At 43.7% G+C, this 15937-nt stretch carries 12 protein-coding genes; 10 read left to right on the top strand and 2 right to left on the bottom strand.

Going from position 1 to position 15937, the window contains the following annotated elements; genetic code table 11:
• Positions 1-160: 160 nt before the first annotated feature.
• From R2S67_RS06105 to R2S67_RS06085, 5 genes are all read left to right on the top strand, one after another.
• Positions 161-1822 carry a BCCT family transporter gene (locus R2S67_RS06105; RefSeq protein WP_005393381.1) on the top strand — a complete coding sequence of 554 codons (1662 nt, stop codon included), beginning with the start codon at positions 161-163 and terminating at the stop codon, positions 1820-1822.
• Positions 1823-2135: 313 nt separating this feature from the next.
• Complete coding sequence (gene ectA / locus R2S67_RS06100) at positions 2136-2669, top strand: diaminobutyrate acetyltransferase (RefSeq protein ID WP_005393379.1); 534 nt, start codon at positions 2136-2138, stop codon at positions 2667-2669.
• A gap of 34 nt (positions 2670-2703) precedes the next feature.
• Positions 2704-3969 (top strand): diaminobutyrate--2-oxoglutarate transaminase, encoded by a 1266-nt coding sequence (ectB, locus tag R2S67_RS06095; protein ID WP_005393371.1) that lies wholly within the window; start codon positions 2704-2706, stop codon positions 3967-3969.
• Positions 3970-3984: 15 nt separating this feature from the next.
• Positions 3985-4371, top strand: coding sequence for an ectoine synthase (locus R2S67_RS06090; protein ID WP_050914660.1), 387 nt, complete (start codon positions 3985-3987; stop codon positions 4369-4371).
• 84 nt (positions 4372-4455) lie between these two features.
• Positions 4456-5877, top strand: coding sequence for an aspartate kinase (locus R2S67_RS06085; protein ID WP_005393366.1), 1422 nt, complete (start codon positions 4456-4458; stop codon positions 5875-5877).
• A gap of 180 nt (positions 5878-6057) precedes the next feature.
• Here the strand turns inward: R2S67_RS06085 and R2S67_RS06080 are convergent, their stop codons facing one another.
• Positions 6058-7623 carry an arylsulfatase gene (locus R2S67_RS06080; RefSeq protein ID WP_317342801.1) on the bottom strand — a complete coding sequence of 522 codons (1566 nt, stop codon included), beginning with the start codon at positions 7621-7623 and terminating at the stop codon, positions 6058-6060.
• 393 nt (positions 7624-8016) lie between these two features.
• On the opposite strand from R2S67_RS06080, the gene R2S67_RS06075 reads away from it, so the two are divergent.
• Positions 8017-10338 carry a multiheme c-type cytochrome gene (locus R2S67_RS06075; protein WP_317342799.1) on the top strand — a complete coding sequence of 774 codons (2322 nt, stop codon included), beginning with the start codon at positions 8017-8019 and terminating at the stop codon, positions 10336-10338.
• Positions 10339-10396: 58 nt separating this feature from the next.
• Here the strand turns inward: R2S67_RS06075 and R2S67_RS06070 are convergent, their stop codons facing one another.
• A complete protein-coding gene (locus R2S67_RS06070; protein WP_182036553.1) occupies positions 10397-11185 on the bottom strand; it encodes a formylglycine-generating enzyme family protein in 789 nt (262 codons plus the stop codon).
• Positions 11186-11362: 177 nt separating this feature from the next.
• Between R2S67_RS06070 and R2S67_RS06065 the strand changes: the two genes are divergently transcribed.
• The 4 genes from R2S67_RS06065 (at position 11363) to R2S67_RS06050 (ending at position 15930) form a co-directional block, all read left to right on the top strand.
• Positions 11363-12685: an anaerobic sulfatase maturase gene (locus R2S67_RS06065; protein ID WP_317342798.1), complete on the top strand. Its 1323-nt coding sequence runs from the start codon at positions 11363-11365 to the stop codon at positions 12683-12685.
• Positions 12686-12725: 40 nt separating this feature from the next.
• Positions 12726-13808, top strand: coding sequence for a hypothetical protein (locus tag R2S67_RS06060; protein ID WP_317342797.1), 1083 nt, complete (start codon positions 12726-12728; stop codon positions 13806-13808).
• A gap of 159 nt (positions 13809-13967) precedes the next feature.
• Entirely contained in the window at positions 13968-14969 is a 1002-nt protein-coding gene (locus R2S67_RS06055) for an HAD family hydrolase (RefSeq protein ID WP_104971645.1), read from the top strand.
• A gap of 187 nt (positions 14970-15156) precedes the next feature.
• Positions 15157-15930: a DeoR/GlpR family DNA-binding transcription regulator gene (locus R2S67_RS06050; RefSeq protein WP_170902067.1), complete on the top strand. Its 774-nt coding sequence runs from the start codon at positions 15157-15159 to the stop codon at positions 15928-15930.
• Positions 15931-15937 lie beyond the last annotated feature (7 nt).

Below are 15937 nucleotides of genomic sequence, written 5' to 3'. Positions count from 1 at the left end.
ATGAAAGGTAGGGGGCTTTGCGATTATGATGGCGGACTGAGTAACCGCTTATAAGAACTATGTTTTTTGAACATGTGCTTGGTAGTGATGGGAGGCTTCATCACTCAAACTCCGACGAAAGTAATTTAAATTTGGTCACGTATTTTTAAGGAGATTATCCGTGAGCACCGATAATAACGGTGGCATTCAACGCCCCGATGGAAAGGTAAACGCGATAGACACTGACTATCAAATTGGTCAGGATAACGTCGCGTTAAAAGTAGGCCCGTTTGGCCTTGATATTCATAACCGTGTTTTTGCAATTTCTGGTTTAGCAATCATCCTATTTGTTGTAGTAACACTATTATTTCGAGAACAGGTAGAGCCGTTTTTCGCAGATCTAAGAGCGGGTTTGTTACACCATTTGGATTGGTTCTTTCTCGCATCTGGTAATATTTTTGTCATTGTCTGTGTTGGGTTGATTTTTACACCGCTAGGTCGGGTACGAATCGGCGGTACAGAAGCGACGCCAGATTATTCCTATGCGGGTTGGCTGGCAATGCTCTTTGCAGCAGGTATGGGTATCGGTCTGGTGTTCTTTGGTGTATCAGAACCTATGTCTCATTTTAGTTCTGCTATTGGTGGCGTGAACGTTGAGAACGGTGTTCGTACTGACTGGGCCCCTCTAGGTGGTGCAGAAGGCGATGCAAGTGCTGCATCTGCACTAGGCATGGCGGCGACGATTTACCACTGGGCGCTTCATCCGTGGTCAATCTATGCGCTATTGGCTCTTGGTTTGGCGATTTTCTCGTTTAATAAAGGCTTGCCACTTACCATGCGATCCATTTTTTACCCACTGTTTGGTGAGCGTGTATGGGGTTGGACTGGTCACATTATCGACATTCTTGCCGTTGTAGCGACAGTTTTTGGTCTGGCAACGTCTCTAGGTTACGGTGCGTCTCAAGCCGCAACGGGTTTGAACTTCCTGTTTGATGTTCCAATGACGAATACTACGCAGGTACTATTGATTATTGGCATCACCGCACTCGCTTTAATCTCAGTTGTTGCTGGACTAGACAAAGGCGTGAAAATCTTATCTGAGATCAATATGGGTCTCGCTGCGCTTTTACTGCTTTTCGTTATTGTTGTCGGCCCGACGATCGCGATTTTAACGGGTTTCTTCGAAAATATAGTGTCATATGTGGCTAATATTCCTGCCCTATCAATGCCATTTGGACGAGAAGACGTAAACTATTCTCAAGGTTGGACAGCATTCTACTGGGCTTGGTGGATTTCTTGGTCACCATTTGTCGGTATGTTCATTGCGCGTGTATCTCGTGGTCGTTCCGTTCGTGAGTTCATTATTTGCGTTATCCTTATCCCTTCCTCTGTTTGTGTGTTATGGATGACCGCTTTTGGTGGTAACGCTATAAGCCAATACGTGAGCGATGGTTATGAAGCCGTGTTCAACGCGGAATTACCGTTAAAACTATTTGCCATGTTAGATGTGATGCCGCTAGCTGAAATTACATCTTTCGTCGGTATTATTTTGGTGGTGGTATTCTTCATTACCTCTTCAGACTCTGGCTCACTGGTTATTGATACTATTGCTGCGGGCGGTAAGGTCGATGCGCCAACGCCTCAACGCGTGTTCTGGTGTACGTTTGAAGGCTTAGTTGCGATTGCATTGATGCTTGGTGGTGGCCTAGCGGCAGCTCAAGCAATGGCCGTGACCACAGGCCTACCATTTACGATTGTTCTGCTTGTTGCAACGGTTTCTCTAGTAAAAGGCTTGATGGATGAACCTCGTCCAAAAGCGGTTTCTAAGAAGAAATCGAAATAACCAACATCAGCAGTTAAATATTTGAATAAAGCGGCATGCGAAAGCATGCCGTTTTTTTTGATTTTTGAATTTTTTGCTGAGAAATGAAGACCATGGAGGACTGTTTTTTCTGTTCATTTTTTATGCTTATTCTTTAAGTGATTTTTTAATAAATTAGACCTCGAACTATTTTAAGATTTGGTTAAATGGGGTGTTTTTGTGATATTTGTCACAAAAATACCGATAAAAAGGCGGATTATTTGATTTTTAGTCGCGAGGAATGCCCATAATAAAAAGGAAATTTAATTAGACCTCAAAGGATATGTATTTCCACATGATCACATCAGCACCTTGGGTTCTTTATCCAGAGATTGGAGAAGACTCAAGTAAAAAATGGATTTTTCGTGAGCCTAAAATCTCTGATGGTGACGACATTTACAGCTTAATTGCAGATTGTCCTCCATTGGACATGAACTCATCTTATTGCAATTTCCTACAGTCTACGCATTTCAGCAAAACCAGTATTTTGGTTGAGCAAAAAGGCGAAATCGCAGGTTTCATTTCCGGTTATCAGAAACCAGACGAGCAAGACGTTTTATTTGTCTGGCAAGTTGCAGTCTCACCTCGTTTTAGAGGTCACGGTTTAGCATTCCGCATGTTGAAAGAACTTCTCACCCGAGAGGAATTGGGCGGTGTTAAATCGGTAGAAACTACCATCACGGAAGATAATAAAGCCTCTTGGGCATTGTTCAAAAAGTTAGATGCGATGAACGGCAACTCTGGCCAAGTAAGCACATTTTTGGATGAAGAAGCCCACTTTAAAGGCAAACACGATACAGAATATTTGTATCGCATTCCTCTCAAATAATCCTCAAACAATAGGAATTAAAAACGGTCTCATCATGGATATTTTCAAAAAGCAGGAATCCAACGTACGCTCATATTCAAACAATTTCCCAGTGGTTTTTCGTAAAGCGAAAGGCTGCTGGCTGGAAACAGAACAAGGTGAACGATACTTAGACTTCCTTGCTGGAGCGGGATCTCTAAATTACGGCCATAACAACCCAGTACTTAAGCAAGCACTGCTTGAGTACATTGAGATGGACGGTATTACTCACGGTTTGGATATGCACTCAGAAGCGAAAGCATCGTTTCTTGAAGCGTTGGATACTTACATCCTTAAACCAAGAAACTTGGACTACAAAGTTCAGTTTACTGGCCCAACTGGTACTAACGCCGTTGAGGCAGCACTTAAGTTAGCGAAAAAAGTAAAAGGTCGCGACAGCGTCGTTGCATTTACCAACGGTTTCCACGGTTGTACAGCTGGCGCTCTAGCTGCAACGGGTAACCAGCATCACAGACAAGGTAACGGTTCTAGCTTAAGTAACGTCACTCGTATTCCATTTGAAGGTTACGCTGGCGTTGATGGTCTAGCATTGTTCGAAACCATGCTAAACGACAACTCTGCAGGTATGGATAAACCAGCCGCTGTACTTCTTGAAACTGTGCAGGGCGAGGGTGGTTTAAATGCTGCTTCAAACGAGTGGTTACAACGTTTGAGCAAAATCTGTAAAGCCAACGACATTCTTGTGATTGTCGATGACATTCAGGCTGGCTGCGGACGTACAGGTACTTTCTTTAGCTTTGAGCCGTCAGGTATTCAACCAGATATCGTGACGCTATCGAAATCGATCGGTGGTTACGGTTTACCAATGGCCGTCGTTCTACTCAAACCAGAGCTAGACCAGTGGAAGCCAGGTGAGCATAACGGCACGTTCCGTGGCAACAACCATGCATTTATTACCGCGGCGAAAGCATTAGAAATTTATTGGGCAAATGATGATTTTGAAACACACATCAAACAGTGTTCAGACAAAGTAAGTGCTGTTATTGATCGCTGCGTTCGTCGCTTCCCACAAATGTTTGTACAGAAAAAAGGTCGCGGCATGATGGTTGGTATTGAGTGTATCAACGGTGATATGGCATCTGAAATCGCGAAAAACTGTTTCGAAAACGGAATGGTAATTGAGACAGCTGGCCCTGACGACGAAGTCGTTAAGTTCTTCTGCCCACTTACGATTAGCGAGTCAGAACTAGACCAAGGACTAAGCATCTTTGAAAGTGCAGTGGAAACCATTGCTGCGAAACATTTCAAACAAGCATCTTAATAAGGATTATTAATTATGATCGTCAGAACACTCGATGAGTGTCGCAACAGTGAGCGACGTGTCGTTTCAGATAACTGGGAAAGTGTCCGTATGTTGTTGAAAGGTGACAACATGGGTTTTTCTTTCCACATCACTACGATTTATGAAGGTACTGAAACACACATTCACTATCAAAATCACCTAGAATCGGTTTTTTGTATGAGCGGTGAAGGTGAAATTGAAGTCGTTGGTGGAGAAACTTACCCGATTAAACCGGGTACGTTATACATCCTTGATAAACACGATGAGCACTACTTGAGAGCTTATAAGAACAAAGAAATGGTAATGGCTTGTGTATTCAACCCACCAATTACCGGCGCTGAAGTGCACGATGAAAATGGTGTTTATCCTCTCGTTGACTAAAAGATAGAGGTGGGGTGCTTGTCGCCCCACGATCAACTATCTCTTCTTTTTTCTTTTAAAGTTACCAATCAAAAAAGGCTTATCATGACATTTACCGTAGAAAAAATCGGCGGTACATCAATGACAGCATTTGATGCTGTTCTCGACAACATTATTCTTCGTCCTAAATCGCCATACAATCGTATCTTTGTCGTCTCTGCATACGGCGGTATGACCGACGCGCTACTCGAATGTAAAAAAACCAGTAAGCCAGGTGTTTATCAGCTTATCGCGAAACGTGATGACAAATGGGAAGAAGCGCTAGCATATGTAGAAAGCCGTATGCTGCTCACAAATGAAAATATTTTCGCGGACCCAATGAATCGTATCCGTGCAGATAAATTCATTCGCTCACGTATTGCTGAAGCAAAAAACTGTATTGCGAACATTTTAGAAACGTGTCAGTACGGTCAGTTTTCGCTACGTCAGTATTTGCCTCAAATTCGAGAGTTTCTGTCGTCTATAGGTGAGGCGCACAGTGCTTACAACACGGCACTGAAACTAAAAAATATGGGTATTAACGCTAAGTTCGTTGACCTGTCCGGTTGGGACAATCAAGCGCCAAGAAGCCTTGATGAATCGATCAGTGATGCGTTTGCTGATATCGATGTGTCAAAAGAACTGCCAATCGTTACAGGTTATGCTTACTGTAAGGAAGGCCTAATGCACACTTATGACCGAGGTTATAGTGAAATGACATTTAGCCGAATTGCAGCGATAACAAAAGCGGATTTAGCGGTAATTCACAAAGAATATCACTTGAGCTCTGCAGACCCGCGTGTTGTTGGTCCTGAAAAAGTTTTGCCAATTGGTAGTACAAACTATGATGTAGCAGACCAACTTGCTAACCTTGGCATGGAAGCGATTCACCCAAATGCAGCCGCAGGTTTACGTGAGAGTGGTATTGAGCTACAGATTAAAAATACATTTGAACCTGAACACGAAGGCACTTTGATCTCTTCAAGCTACCGCCCAGAAGAAGACAAAGTCGAAATTATCGCAGGTAAAGAAAAGGTGTTCGCACTGCATTTGTTTGACCAAGCGATGGTGGGAAAAGCTGATAACGTTAGCTACGAATTAATGGAAATTATCTCTGATGCTCGCGTAAGTTTAGTTGGTAAAGAGATGAACGCGAACTCTATTACTTACTATCTAGGTGGCAGTACTGATAGCTTGAACAAAGTATTGTATAAAGCTGAAAAACGCTATCCGAATGCGTCGATTAAAGGCCGTATGGTCGCGCTGATTTCAGCCATCGGTTCTCAAATTGACACTAACAAGACACTAGCGAAAGGTGTACTTTCTTTGATGAACAATGGCGTAACGCCAGTTGCACTTCACTCATCAATGAGAAATGTAAACGTTCAGTTCGTCGTGGGTGATAAAGAATATCAGCGTGCAATTTGTGCGTTGCATGATGAATTCTTTCAGAGCAATAGTTTAACTAAATCGGTTAACGTAGCTTAGTTTATTCACGGTTAAAATACAAAGGAGAGCAGGTTTGCTCTCCTTTTTTGTTTTTCTGTGTTCTCAATATAGGCCCGCTTTGCATGGAGTAAACTACCGAGCTAAGTGTGTCCGTAGAGATACACATAAGCCAGCAGAGCTCTGTTGGCTCAGTAACGCAATCTAGAGTGATTAATTAGATTACTTAACTTTATTCACTTCCTGTTTAAGCATTTCTAACTGCTGCATCTTTTCTTGCATCTGCAAAGAGTCGTAATTTAAAGAAGCAGGGTTCATAGTTGTACCGCGTTGCATTGGGTATTCAGGTAACGTTTTAAAGAAGTCGCCAACAACGTCTTGAATTGGTACAAACAACCACATGTTGTCTGCCATCCAACGTAGGTACATTTGTGACTCGCTAGGACCTTTTTCAAATGGGTCAGCACGTAAGTGAATGATCTTAGGCCAGTTTGGTACAGATCGCACGGCGTCGCTTAGGTTTCCTTCCAGAGTTGCAAAGTGAAGTTTCCAGTCATTCCAGCGTACTGCGTTTAGTTCACCATTTGAGGTGAAGTAGAGCAGAGACTCACGTGGTCCTTTCTCTTCTTTGCCCTCGAAGTATGGCATGAAGTTGTAGCCGTCTATATGGACACGCCAGTCTTTACCATTTGCTTTGTAACCTTCAGCAAGCTTTTCTTTCACGTCAGGAACGCCAGCTGCCGCCAACAATGTTGGCAACCAGTCTTGATGAGCCATCATTTCGTTGATTTTCGTTCCTGGCTTAATGACACCAGGCCAACGTACAAGTTGAGGCACACGCATACCGCCTTCCCAAGTCGTGCCTTTCTCACCGTGGAATGGGGTTGCGCCCCCATCAGGCCAAGTCATGGTCTCCGCGCCATTATCTGTTGTATAAATAACGATAGTATTATCAGCAACGCCTAGCTCATCGAGTTTGTCGAGCAATACGCCGACTTGATCGTCATGCTCTAACATGCCATCAGCGTAAATGCTAACACCGGACTTGCCTCGATACTTCTCTTGTAATCGGGTCCAAACGTGCATGCGCGTAGAGTTATGCCAGATGAAGAAAGGCTTATCTGCTTTAACAGCTTTCTCCATAAACGATAAAGTGCTTTCGAGGAACTCTTCGTCCGCGTGTTCCATGCGTTTACGCGTCATTGGGCCAGTATCTTCAATCTTACCGTCGGCATAAGATTTAATTACACCACGAGGACCATAGTTTTTACGGAACTTTGGGTCTTTAGGGTAATAGTAGGTTTCGGGCTCTTCTTCTGCATTAAGGTGGTACAAGTTACCAAAGAATTCATCAAAACCATTATTGGTAGGTAGGTGCTTATCTTGATCGCCCAAGTGGTTTTTACCGAACTGAGCTGTCATATAACCTTGGTCTTTTAGTAAGTCAGCAATAGTTGGTGCCCAATCTGGAATCCCATGGTCGGAACCCGGCATACCAATCGTCAGCAAGCCAGTGCGAAATGGTTCTTCGCCAGTAATGAATGCTGCTCGACCGGCAGTACAAGATTGTTGGCCGTAATGGTCTGTAAACAAAGCCCCTTCGTTCGCGATACGATCGATGTTAGGGGTTTTGTAACGCATCATACCTTGGTTATATGCGCTGATGTTCCAGTAACCGACATCGTCACCGAAAATTGCGAGTATGTTGGGTTTGTCTGCCGCCATCGCTGCGCTGGACGTTGCTAACAGTCCGACGCCTACTGCGATTTTTCTCAATTGGTTTGCCATAAAAAACTCCAGGTGGTTGAGAGTAACGAGAAGCACAAGTAAACCTTGTGCTTAGGTGTTGCATAAGTTAATGATGTGTATAGAAAAATCCTCTTATACTCTTTATAACCATAAGTTATTGAGGGTATTTAACTATTTGTTTCTAAATAAAAATACTTGTCATTCTGATGATTTGGGGAGGTTTTAAAAATAGAGATGGGTCACTAATGAACACCATTGCCGATTGCTGGTGAGACGAATAAAGTTTCAGCAAAAACACCGAGATATTCCCTAATCGGGGGACGAAGAATGGAGCACTCATTTTGAAGGCCTTTCACTTCTAATTATTTGTATAACCAAGGGGTTAGCGACTATATTGATTCAAGTTGCACCATCTAAATACTAAGGATAGTTATGAGTCAGTGGGCGGGTCGGTTTCGGTGTCTATTTCTGGGTATCGTCATGGTGAGTGGTTCGTTTTTTTCCCAGGCATCAGTGATAGAGAGTCCCCAAAATACCACGAAGCTTGGGTTGGAATATGTTGGCACGCAAACGTGCGCGGAATGTCACCAACAAGAGGTGGAGGCTTGGAAGGGCTCTCATCACGATATGGCAATGAAACATGCAAACTCAGAATCTGTTCAAGGTGATTTTGATAACCGCACAGTGACGCATGATGGGCAACCCAACCGTTTTTTTAGACAAGGCGAGGAGTATTGGGTCAATATTCAAGGCCCTGATGGTCAATGGCATGATTATAAAATTAGCTACACATTTGGTTGGGAACCGTTACAGCAATATATGGTGGAGTTTGAAGACGGTCGTGTACAGCTCATTCCTTTTGCGTGGGATTCAAGGACGAAATCGGAAGGTGGTCAGCGCTGGTTTCACCTTTATCCAGAGACAACAACGACAGATGAGTTTTACTGGACTAACACTGGGCAAAATTGGAATTTCATGTGTGCAGACTGTCATTCGACCAATTTAAAGAAGAACTATGAAGCAATCAAAAATACCTACAACACGTCTTGGTCCGAGATCAATGTTGGTTGTGAAGCGTGTCATGGCCCTGCAAGTGGACACATCGAGTTGGCGAAAAAGTCCGCATCTACAGGAGGCTCTTTCGATACAGGTAGTCACTATGGTTTTGACCGAAATTTATCTAAAGCGGTAACCGAGTGGGTATTTGAGAAGGGCCACAGAACGTTACAACCAAAAGCAATCGCAGAAACAAATCAAGTTCAGACGTGCGCACAATGTCACAGCCGTCGAACGCAGTTAAATGAGACAGGTGATCACATTCAAGGCTCATTTTTCGATAAATATCGGTTAAGCCTGATCACTCCAGAACTCTACTACCACGATGGCCAAATTTACGATGAAGACTATGTTTACGGTTCATTTCTTCAGTCTGAAATGGCTGAAAAAGGCGTAACATGCACCAATTGCCACGATCCTCATTCGGCAAAACTAAACATCCCAGAAGAGGCGGTATGTTCACAATGTCATATTGCGTCAGAATATACCCCAGAAAACCACACCTTCCATGAAGCGGGATCCAAAGCGTCACAATGTACGACTTGTCACATGCCAGAAACGATTTATATGCAAGTCGATCCTCGTAGAGACCACAGTTGGCACGTACCTAGACCTGACTTGAGCAAACACATCGATACGCCCAATGTATGTACGTCTTGTCATGAGGATAAGAGTAACCAGTGGGCGGATGCGCAGATAGCCGAATGGTTTCCTCACTCTCAATACCGCTATCAACAACACTTTGCTGTCGCGTTTTATGCCGATGCAATTGGGCACAAAGGGGCGGCGAATGCTCTGGCTTACTCTGCTCAGGATTCATCATTAAAAGACATCATACGAGCTTCTGCATTAGAGCGAATGGGCGGCAATACTGACCAAAATACGACTGTTTCGCTCGCAAGGGCCGTTAAAAATGAGAATGAAATGATTCGGCTCGGCGCAGTCGCGGGCTCGTCTGGTTATGAGTTTCATGATCGATGGCGAATTTTAGAACCACTGCTGGATGATCCCGTACTTTCAGTGAGGGCGGAGGCGGCTTCGGTATTAGTGACCAGCTATGCGCAAATGACGCCGTTACAAAAAGATAGGATTCAACCATCACTTGAAGAGTACATGGACATTCAAAAGTTTAACGCCGATCGTGGTTTTGGTAGAACCAATTTGGCAAATGTATACCGCAGCTTAGGCAAAATCGATAAGGCAATTGCGTTATACCAAGAAGCGATAAGTATCGAGCCTTATTTCGAAAATAGTTACGTGAATTTATCGGACCTGTATCGACGCCTTGGGAAAGAAAAAGCTGCGCTCTGGGTGTTACAACAAGGGATGAAAGCTCAGCCTAAATCCAGCTCATTACCTTACAGTGCCGGTCTTTCTTTGTTACGCCAAGGCAAGGAAGATGAGGCCAAAGCTCTACTTAAACATGCCGCAGAACTAGGAAAGACTAACGCTCACTACTGGTATGTTTATGGTCTAGCTTTGGAAAAAAGTGACGTTCTGGAAGCCAGTAAGGCATTGCAGACTGCGTTTAAAGTTGGTGGGAACCCTCAACATTTATATGCTCAATGCGAAGTTCTAGCGAGAAATCATAAAAAAGGCGCTGTCGCTTTTGCTTTCGATAGGTGTCTAAAAGAGCTGAGTAATTATGCTCCTAAGCAGGCTATTGATCAGCTGAAAGCACCTATTACGAATCTGTAGAGATTAAACACCAATAGTAAAAAGTGGAGCCTTTATCGCGCCACTTTCTCTACTTAGTTTAGTCTACGTCTTTCGCTAGTCTAAGGCCCATGTCAGACATAATTACGGATTGGCTGGCAAAATCGCGGCGATAGTTTTCAGATTCGTCTGCGTCATAAGCAAAGCTGCCGCCACGTACAGACTTGTGTGCAAGGCTTTCTTTTTCCTCTTTTGCGTTTACCGGATTATCACTGGGCGCTGTTTTGTAATAACCTTCGTCAAAAGCATCAATAACAAACTCGCCTACGTTACCTGTCATATCGTACAACCCGAGCTCGTTTGGTTGCTTTTGACCTACCTTATGAGCCTTATTGTGCGAGTTATTCGCATACCAAGCCACCTCGTCAATATTGTTTGATCCAGAAAAAGTGAAGCCTTTACTTAAAATTCCGCCTTTAGCGGCAAACTCCCATTCTGCTTCTGTTGGTAGACGGTAATGCTCTCCCGTTTTTTCATTCAATTTCTTAATGAAATAATTGGCTTGTTGCCAACTAATATTATTGACGGGTGTATTTGGATCTCGAAAGTAGCTCAGAGAGGAGCCAGTGATAGCTTCAAAGAGCGATTGAGTTACCTCGAATTTTGACAAATAGAATCCATCAACGTTAACAGTGCGAGCTGGGCCCTCTGACTTTTTGGCTGATGGATTATCTGCGCCCATCGTAAACTGCCCACCTTCGACAAGAACCATATCTTGATCGATTTTCTGAGCGAGAGAGTTTGGTGGGGTTGTTGCACACCCATTAATTATCAGCGTGACCGATATGGCTGAGACAAAGGAAATAATCTTACTTTTGGGATGCTTCATTCGGCGACTCCGTCAACGACTTTGGTCAGAAAGTCTAGCAAGCAAAACCATAACAAACGGTTATACACACTATAACAAGCGCCGAGAATAATTGAACATTATCATCACCCTAGGCGATTAACTCGATGATTAGGTTTGACATCATTGGGGACAGGTTAGCAATTAAGAAGGTGATGAATGCACATAACTCAAGGGCCGCAGTTCAACGGAAAAGCATCTAAGCGTTTACATGTGATGGCAAAGCCCATTGGTGCTGCTTGCAACATCGATTGCACTTATTGTTATTACTTAAGCAAACAAGATTTGTTGGAATATAAGCAAGGGTGCTCGCCAATAATGGATGACGAAACCTTAGAGAGCTATATCCGCCAATACATAGAAGGGCAGAACACACCTGAAATTATCTTCTCTTGGCAAGGTGGAGAGCCAACCATGCTGGGGTTGGATTACTTCAAAAGAATTGTTGAATTACAAGATAAATACCGCCCTCATGGTATTACGATCTCTAATGATCTTCAGACTAATGGCACGCTTCTTAATGATGAGTGGTGCGAGTTTCTAAAAGCGAACCACTTTCTCGTCGGTTTAAGCATCGATGGCCCTGAGATGATGCACAACGCTTACCGAACAAACCGAGCGGGAAGAGGTACATTTAAACAAGTGATGAACGCCGTTGAGCTATTGCATAAGCATGAAGTGAAGTTTGCAACGCTCACGTGTGTGAACAACTTGACTAGTCGTAACCCTTTGGAAGTGTATCGTTTCTTACGAGATGAAGTATGTTCCCCTCAAATGCAGTTTATTCCGATTGTTGAGCAGAAAACTTTCAGAACAACAGCGCCACAAACTTGGAAGCCCAATGAGCAACTGATGCAAGGTGATAAACGTCTGATTCCCGGTCACAAGGATTCGGTTGTCGAGCCATTTTGTGTGGCGGATGAAGCATGGGGTAACTTTCTTATCGCGATATTCAATGAGTGGGTCGTGCATGATATTGGTAACGTTTTTGTACAGTATTTTGAAGCAAGTTTGGAAACATGGATGGGAAGAAAAAACCCACTATGCACGCTAGGTGAAATCTGTGGCAAAGGTTTAGCAATGGAACCAAACGGTGATGTCTTTGCGTGTGACCACTATGTTTACCCGGAATACAAGGTCGGAAATATTCACAGCGAAAAACTCGATACTCTCGCTTATAGCCCTGACCAGCAGAAATTCGGGTTTGCTAAAAGTCGTACACTGCCTCAGCAGTGTGTTCATTGCGATTATCAGTTTGCATGTTTTGGAGAATGCCCTAAAAACCGCTTTATTCGCACCAGAGAAGGTGAGCCTGGCCTTAACTATCTATGCGCAGGTTGGAAGAAGTTTTTTGCGCATGTCGACAAATCAATGGCGTACATTTTACGAGCGATGGGCAACCCTGTGGTACACGGTAAATACAGCGATAAGGCTTTACACCTGAAAGCGTCTAATCGACCTGTTTTTGACACTAAGTTCTAAGATTCAACTGGTCCAGTTTTATAAAAGTAAGGTCTCATCAATGCAAAAGATAACGCGTTTTACGAAGTCACTTTTAACTTTCACGCTGAGTGTAGCGTTAAGCCAAGGCGCTTGGGCTCAAGATAAACCTCCGCTCAATTCAGATAGAGTTTCACCCGTTGAGATAGCATCTCAAGAAGAACCAATGACGCTAGTACAGCAAGTCGAAAAGTTGTCTTATGATGCACAAAACAAGAAGTTGTCTTCAGAAAAGCGTATTGATGCTTTACGTGAACTGGCCAACTACCCCAGCCAAAACGCTTTGGTTGCCGTCGCTCGTGGTTTGAAAGATGCAGATGCTGGAATTCGTGAAGCAGCAATTGTAGGAGCTCAACCCTATATGATAGATCATCGCTGGCGTCTGGTTTCCCCGTTGCTAAGTGATGACGATGCAATGGTTCGAATTACCGCAGCGATAAACTTGGTTCGAGATTACGCCAGTTTAAGTTCGGAGCAGCAACAGTCACTTGAAGGCGCGGTGACTGATTTAACATCCTACTTGTCGCAGAAAACTGACAACGTTTCTAGATTACTCCTTGCCGATGTATATCGTTGGCATCGAGAGTGGGACAAAGCGGCATTGATTTATCCAGAGCTAACCAAGCTGATGCCAAGTAACCCCCAAGTCTGGTTAAGCTATGCGGACAATTTTCGAGCGCAACAAAAAGATCGACAAGCTATCCAAGTACTTGATGAAGCAATCACACTTTTTCCTGATAACGCTGCTTTGCATTACTCGAAGTCATTGGCGCTAGTAAGACTTGGTGAGAAGCATGATGCCGCTAGCGAAATTGAAAAGGCCGCTAACATGGCAAAGAACAACAGTTATTTTTGGTACTTAAATGGTGTTCTGCAAGAAGAGTTAGATCTTAAAAAATCTGTGCACGCTTTTGAAAAAGCTTATTTGATCTCTGGCGCGCCGGAGCAGCTTTACGCAGTGTGTGATATCTACATTCGGTACGATAACCCCAAGTCTGAACAGTGTTTAGCGGAACTTAAGAAAGTGGCTCCGGATTACGTGATTGATGAGCTTAATCAGAAAAAGGGACGTCAAAGTACTTCAGAGCAGGTTGACGCCAGTTAACTCAACACTTTATCGGTAATCTTCTTTAATTGAAGTGTGCTTTTTGTTACAGTGTCACGTTGTGGTGTTGTTGCATATGTTGCTCTGAATTGCGCTTGTTAATCGTGAACTATACTTTCATTTGGATTTGCATCCCGTACCTCAATATAAGGAATTAAAATGGCTATAAAGTTAAAGGTGATTGTCCTTGCGACAAGTTTTGCTCTGTCTAGCTATAGCATTGCTGCTGATATGCAAGATCCTCTGCCGTCATGGAACAACACCGGTGCTAAGCAAGCTATTATGGCGTTTGTTACTAAAACGACGACTCAAGGCTCGGACGCTTATATTCCTGAAAGCCAAAGGATCGCTACGTTTGATAATGACGGGACGCTGTGGGCAGAAAAACCCGTTTATCTACAGCTGTTTTTTGCGATCGATAAAGTGAAAGAGATGGCCTCTGAGCATCCTGATTGGAAAACAACAGAACCTTTTGCTTCGGCAATAAAAGGTGACTTGGAGGGGGTTGGCAAGCAAGGCCTTGAAGGTGTGATGAAGCTTGTTATGGCGACTCACTCCGGAATGTCGACTGATCAGTTCCATCAAGAAGTGAAGGAGTGGATGAAAACGGCCGTGCATCCTACGACGGGAAAGCCATACACTGAAATGGTTTATCAACCGATGCTTGAGTTACTCGACTATTTGAGAGCAAATGACTACCAGACCTATATAATTTCTGGAGGTGGCATTGATTTCATGCGTGTTTGGGCACCAGAAGTATACGGGATCCCAACGCAAAATATCGTTGGGACGACATTAAAAGCGGAGTATCAGGTCGTTGATGGAAAGCCAACGATTCAACGCTTGCCAGAAATTGATTTTGTGAATGATAAAGCGGTGAAGCCTGTCACGATCCAGAACTTCATTGGTAAGCGTCCGGTGATGGCATTTGGTAATTCTGACGGTGACTTACAAATGCTAGAGTGGACTAAAGCGGGGTCTGGCCCACGATTTTCAGCGGTTATCCATCACACGGATGACAAGCGTGAATGGGCGTATGATAAAGACTCTCACGTGGGGAAATTAGACAAATCATTTAAAGTGGGTGAAGAGCAAGGTTGGCTGTTTGTCGATATGAAACAAGATTGGAATCAAGTTTTTAAAGAAGCGATGAAAAAATAGCGACCCAGCCAACGTAAACACTACACCAAACATTTTGTGATAGGGGGTGATGAGCAAAACGCTCTTCATCTCCTCAACTTAACAATTCTGTTTGGTATCAGCATAAGCAAATATTGCGTGCGTCCGTATTGGTTATTTGATTGCTGTGTGGCATTATTGCTTAAAACCACTTAAGTGAATTTAAGTAATGACGCAAGAAGAGCGATTGATAGAGCTCAGAGCCAAGCTAGAGCTACAAAACAAAATAACGTTATCGGAAGTTTGCGAGTATTTTGGCATCTCGCGAGATTCAGCGCGTCGAGATTTAGTTAAGTTGAGCCAACTACCGGGATTACAAAGAATCCGAGGTGGCGTCATGCTTGCCCCGATATCTTCCTCTACAGAGGCGTACTCTAATCGACCAATTAGTGACACTAAACATCGCCTCGCTCAAGCGGCCGCTAAGCTTGTGGATGAGCGTGACCACCTTGTTATTGATACCAGTACTATCTTATCTCTGCTCCCACTTTACGTAGAAAAAGCACGCTGTGAAGAAGATAAGCTCAACGTGGTCACCAACAGTATTGACGTACTGCTCGCTGCTGAAAAAAGTGAATCAATGGACGTCCATTTCTTAGGTGGACACTTTGACCCCTACGCCAGAGCGATCTTGGGGGCACAAGCAGAACAGCAAATGAAGCAATATCATGTGAATAAGGCGTTTATTGGTGTGTGCGCGTTGTCATCCCGAGGGTTGACGACAAATAATGAGCTAGAAGCAACCATGAAACAAACCATGATAGAGCAAGCTCAACAAGTCATTGTCGTTTGTGAATCCCGCAAAATTGGAAGCGACAATTTTCACCATGTATGTGATTTGTCAAAGATCGACATCGTTATTACCGATCATGCTCCTCAATCAGACTTTCAACAACTTCTCGACCACAATGATATTGAATGTATTGTTGTTTCACCGAAATAAGGAATCT

The organism is Vibrio sp. T13N (assembly GCF_032970445.1).
GTDB classification, from domain to species: Bacteria; Pseudomonadota; Gammaproteobacteria; order Enterobacterales; family Vibrionaceae; genus Vibrio; species Vibrio diabolicus.
This window is presented reverse-complemented; position numbering and strand designations above follow the sequence as displayed.

Coding starts and splice junctions, on each gene's coding strand:
- ectA (WP_005393379.1), top strand. CDS start 2,136: ATGATCACATCAGCACCTTGGGTTCTTTATCCAGAGATTGGAGAAGAC.
- ectB (WP_005393371.1), top strand. CDS start 2,704: ATGGATATTTTCAAAAAGCAGGAATCCAACGTACGCTCATATTCAAAC.
- R2S67_RS06090 (WP_050914660.1), top strand. CDS start 3,985: ATGATCGTCAGAACACTCGATGAGTGTCGCAACAGTGAGCGACGTGTC.
- R2S67_RS06085 (WP_005393366.1), top strand. CDS start 4,456: ATGACATTTACCGTAGAAAAAATCGGCGGTACATCAATGACAGCATTT.
- R2S67_RS06080 (WP_317342801.1), bottom strand. CDS start 7,623: ATGGCAAACCAATTGAGAAAAATCGCAGTAGGCGTCGGACTGTTAGCA.
- R2S67_RS06075 (WP_317342799.1), top strand. CDS start 8,017: ATGAGTCAGTGGGCGGGTCGGTTTCGGTGTCTATTTCTGGGTATCGTC.
- R2S67_RS06070 (WP_182036553.1), bottom strand. CDS start 11,185: ATGAAGCATCCCAAAAGTAAGATTATTTCCTTTGTCTCAGCCATATCG.
- R2S67_RS06065 (WP_317342798.1), top strand. CDS start 11,363: ATGCACATAACTCAAGGGCCGCAGTTCAACGGAAAAGCATCTAAGCGT.
- R2S67_RS06060 (WP_317342797.1), top strand. CDS start 12,726: ATGCAAAAGATAACGCGTTTTACGAAGTCACTTTTAACTTTCACGCTG.
- R2S67_RS06055 (WP_104971645.1), top strand. CDS start 13,968: ATGGCTATAAAGTTAAAGGTGATTGTCCTTGCGACAAGTTTTGCTCTG.
- R2S67_RS06050 (WP_170902067.1), top strand. CDS start 15,157: ATGACGCAAGAAGAGCGATTGATAGAGCTCAGAGCCAAGCTAGAGCTA.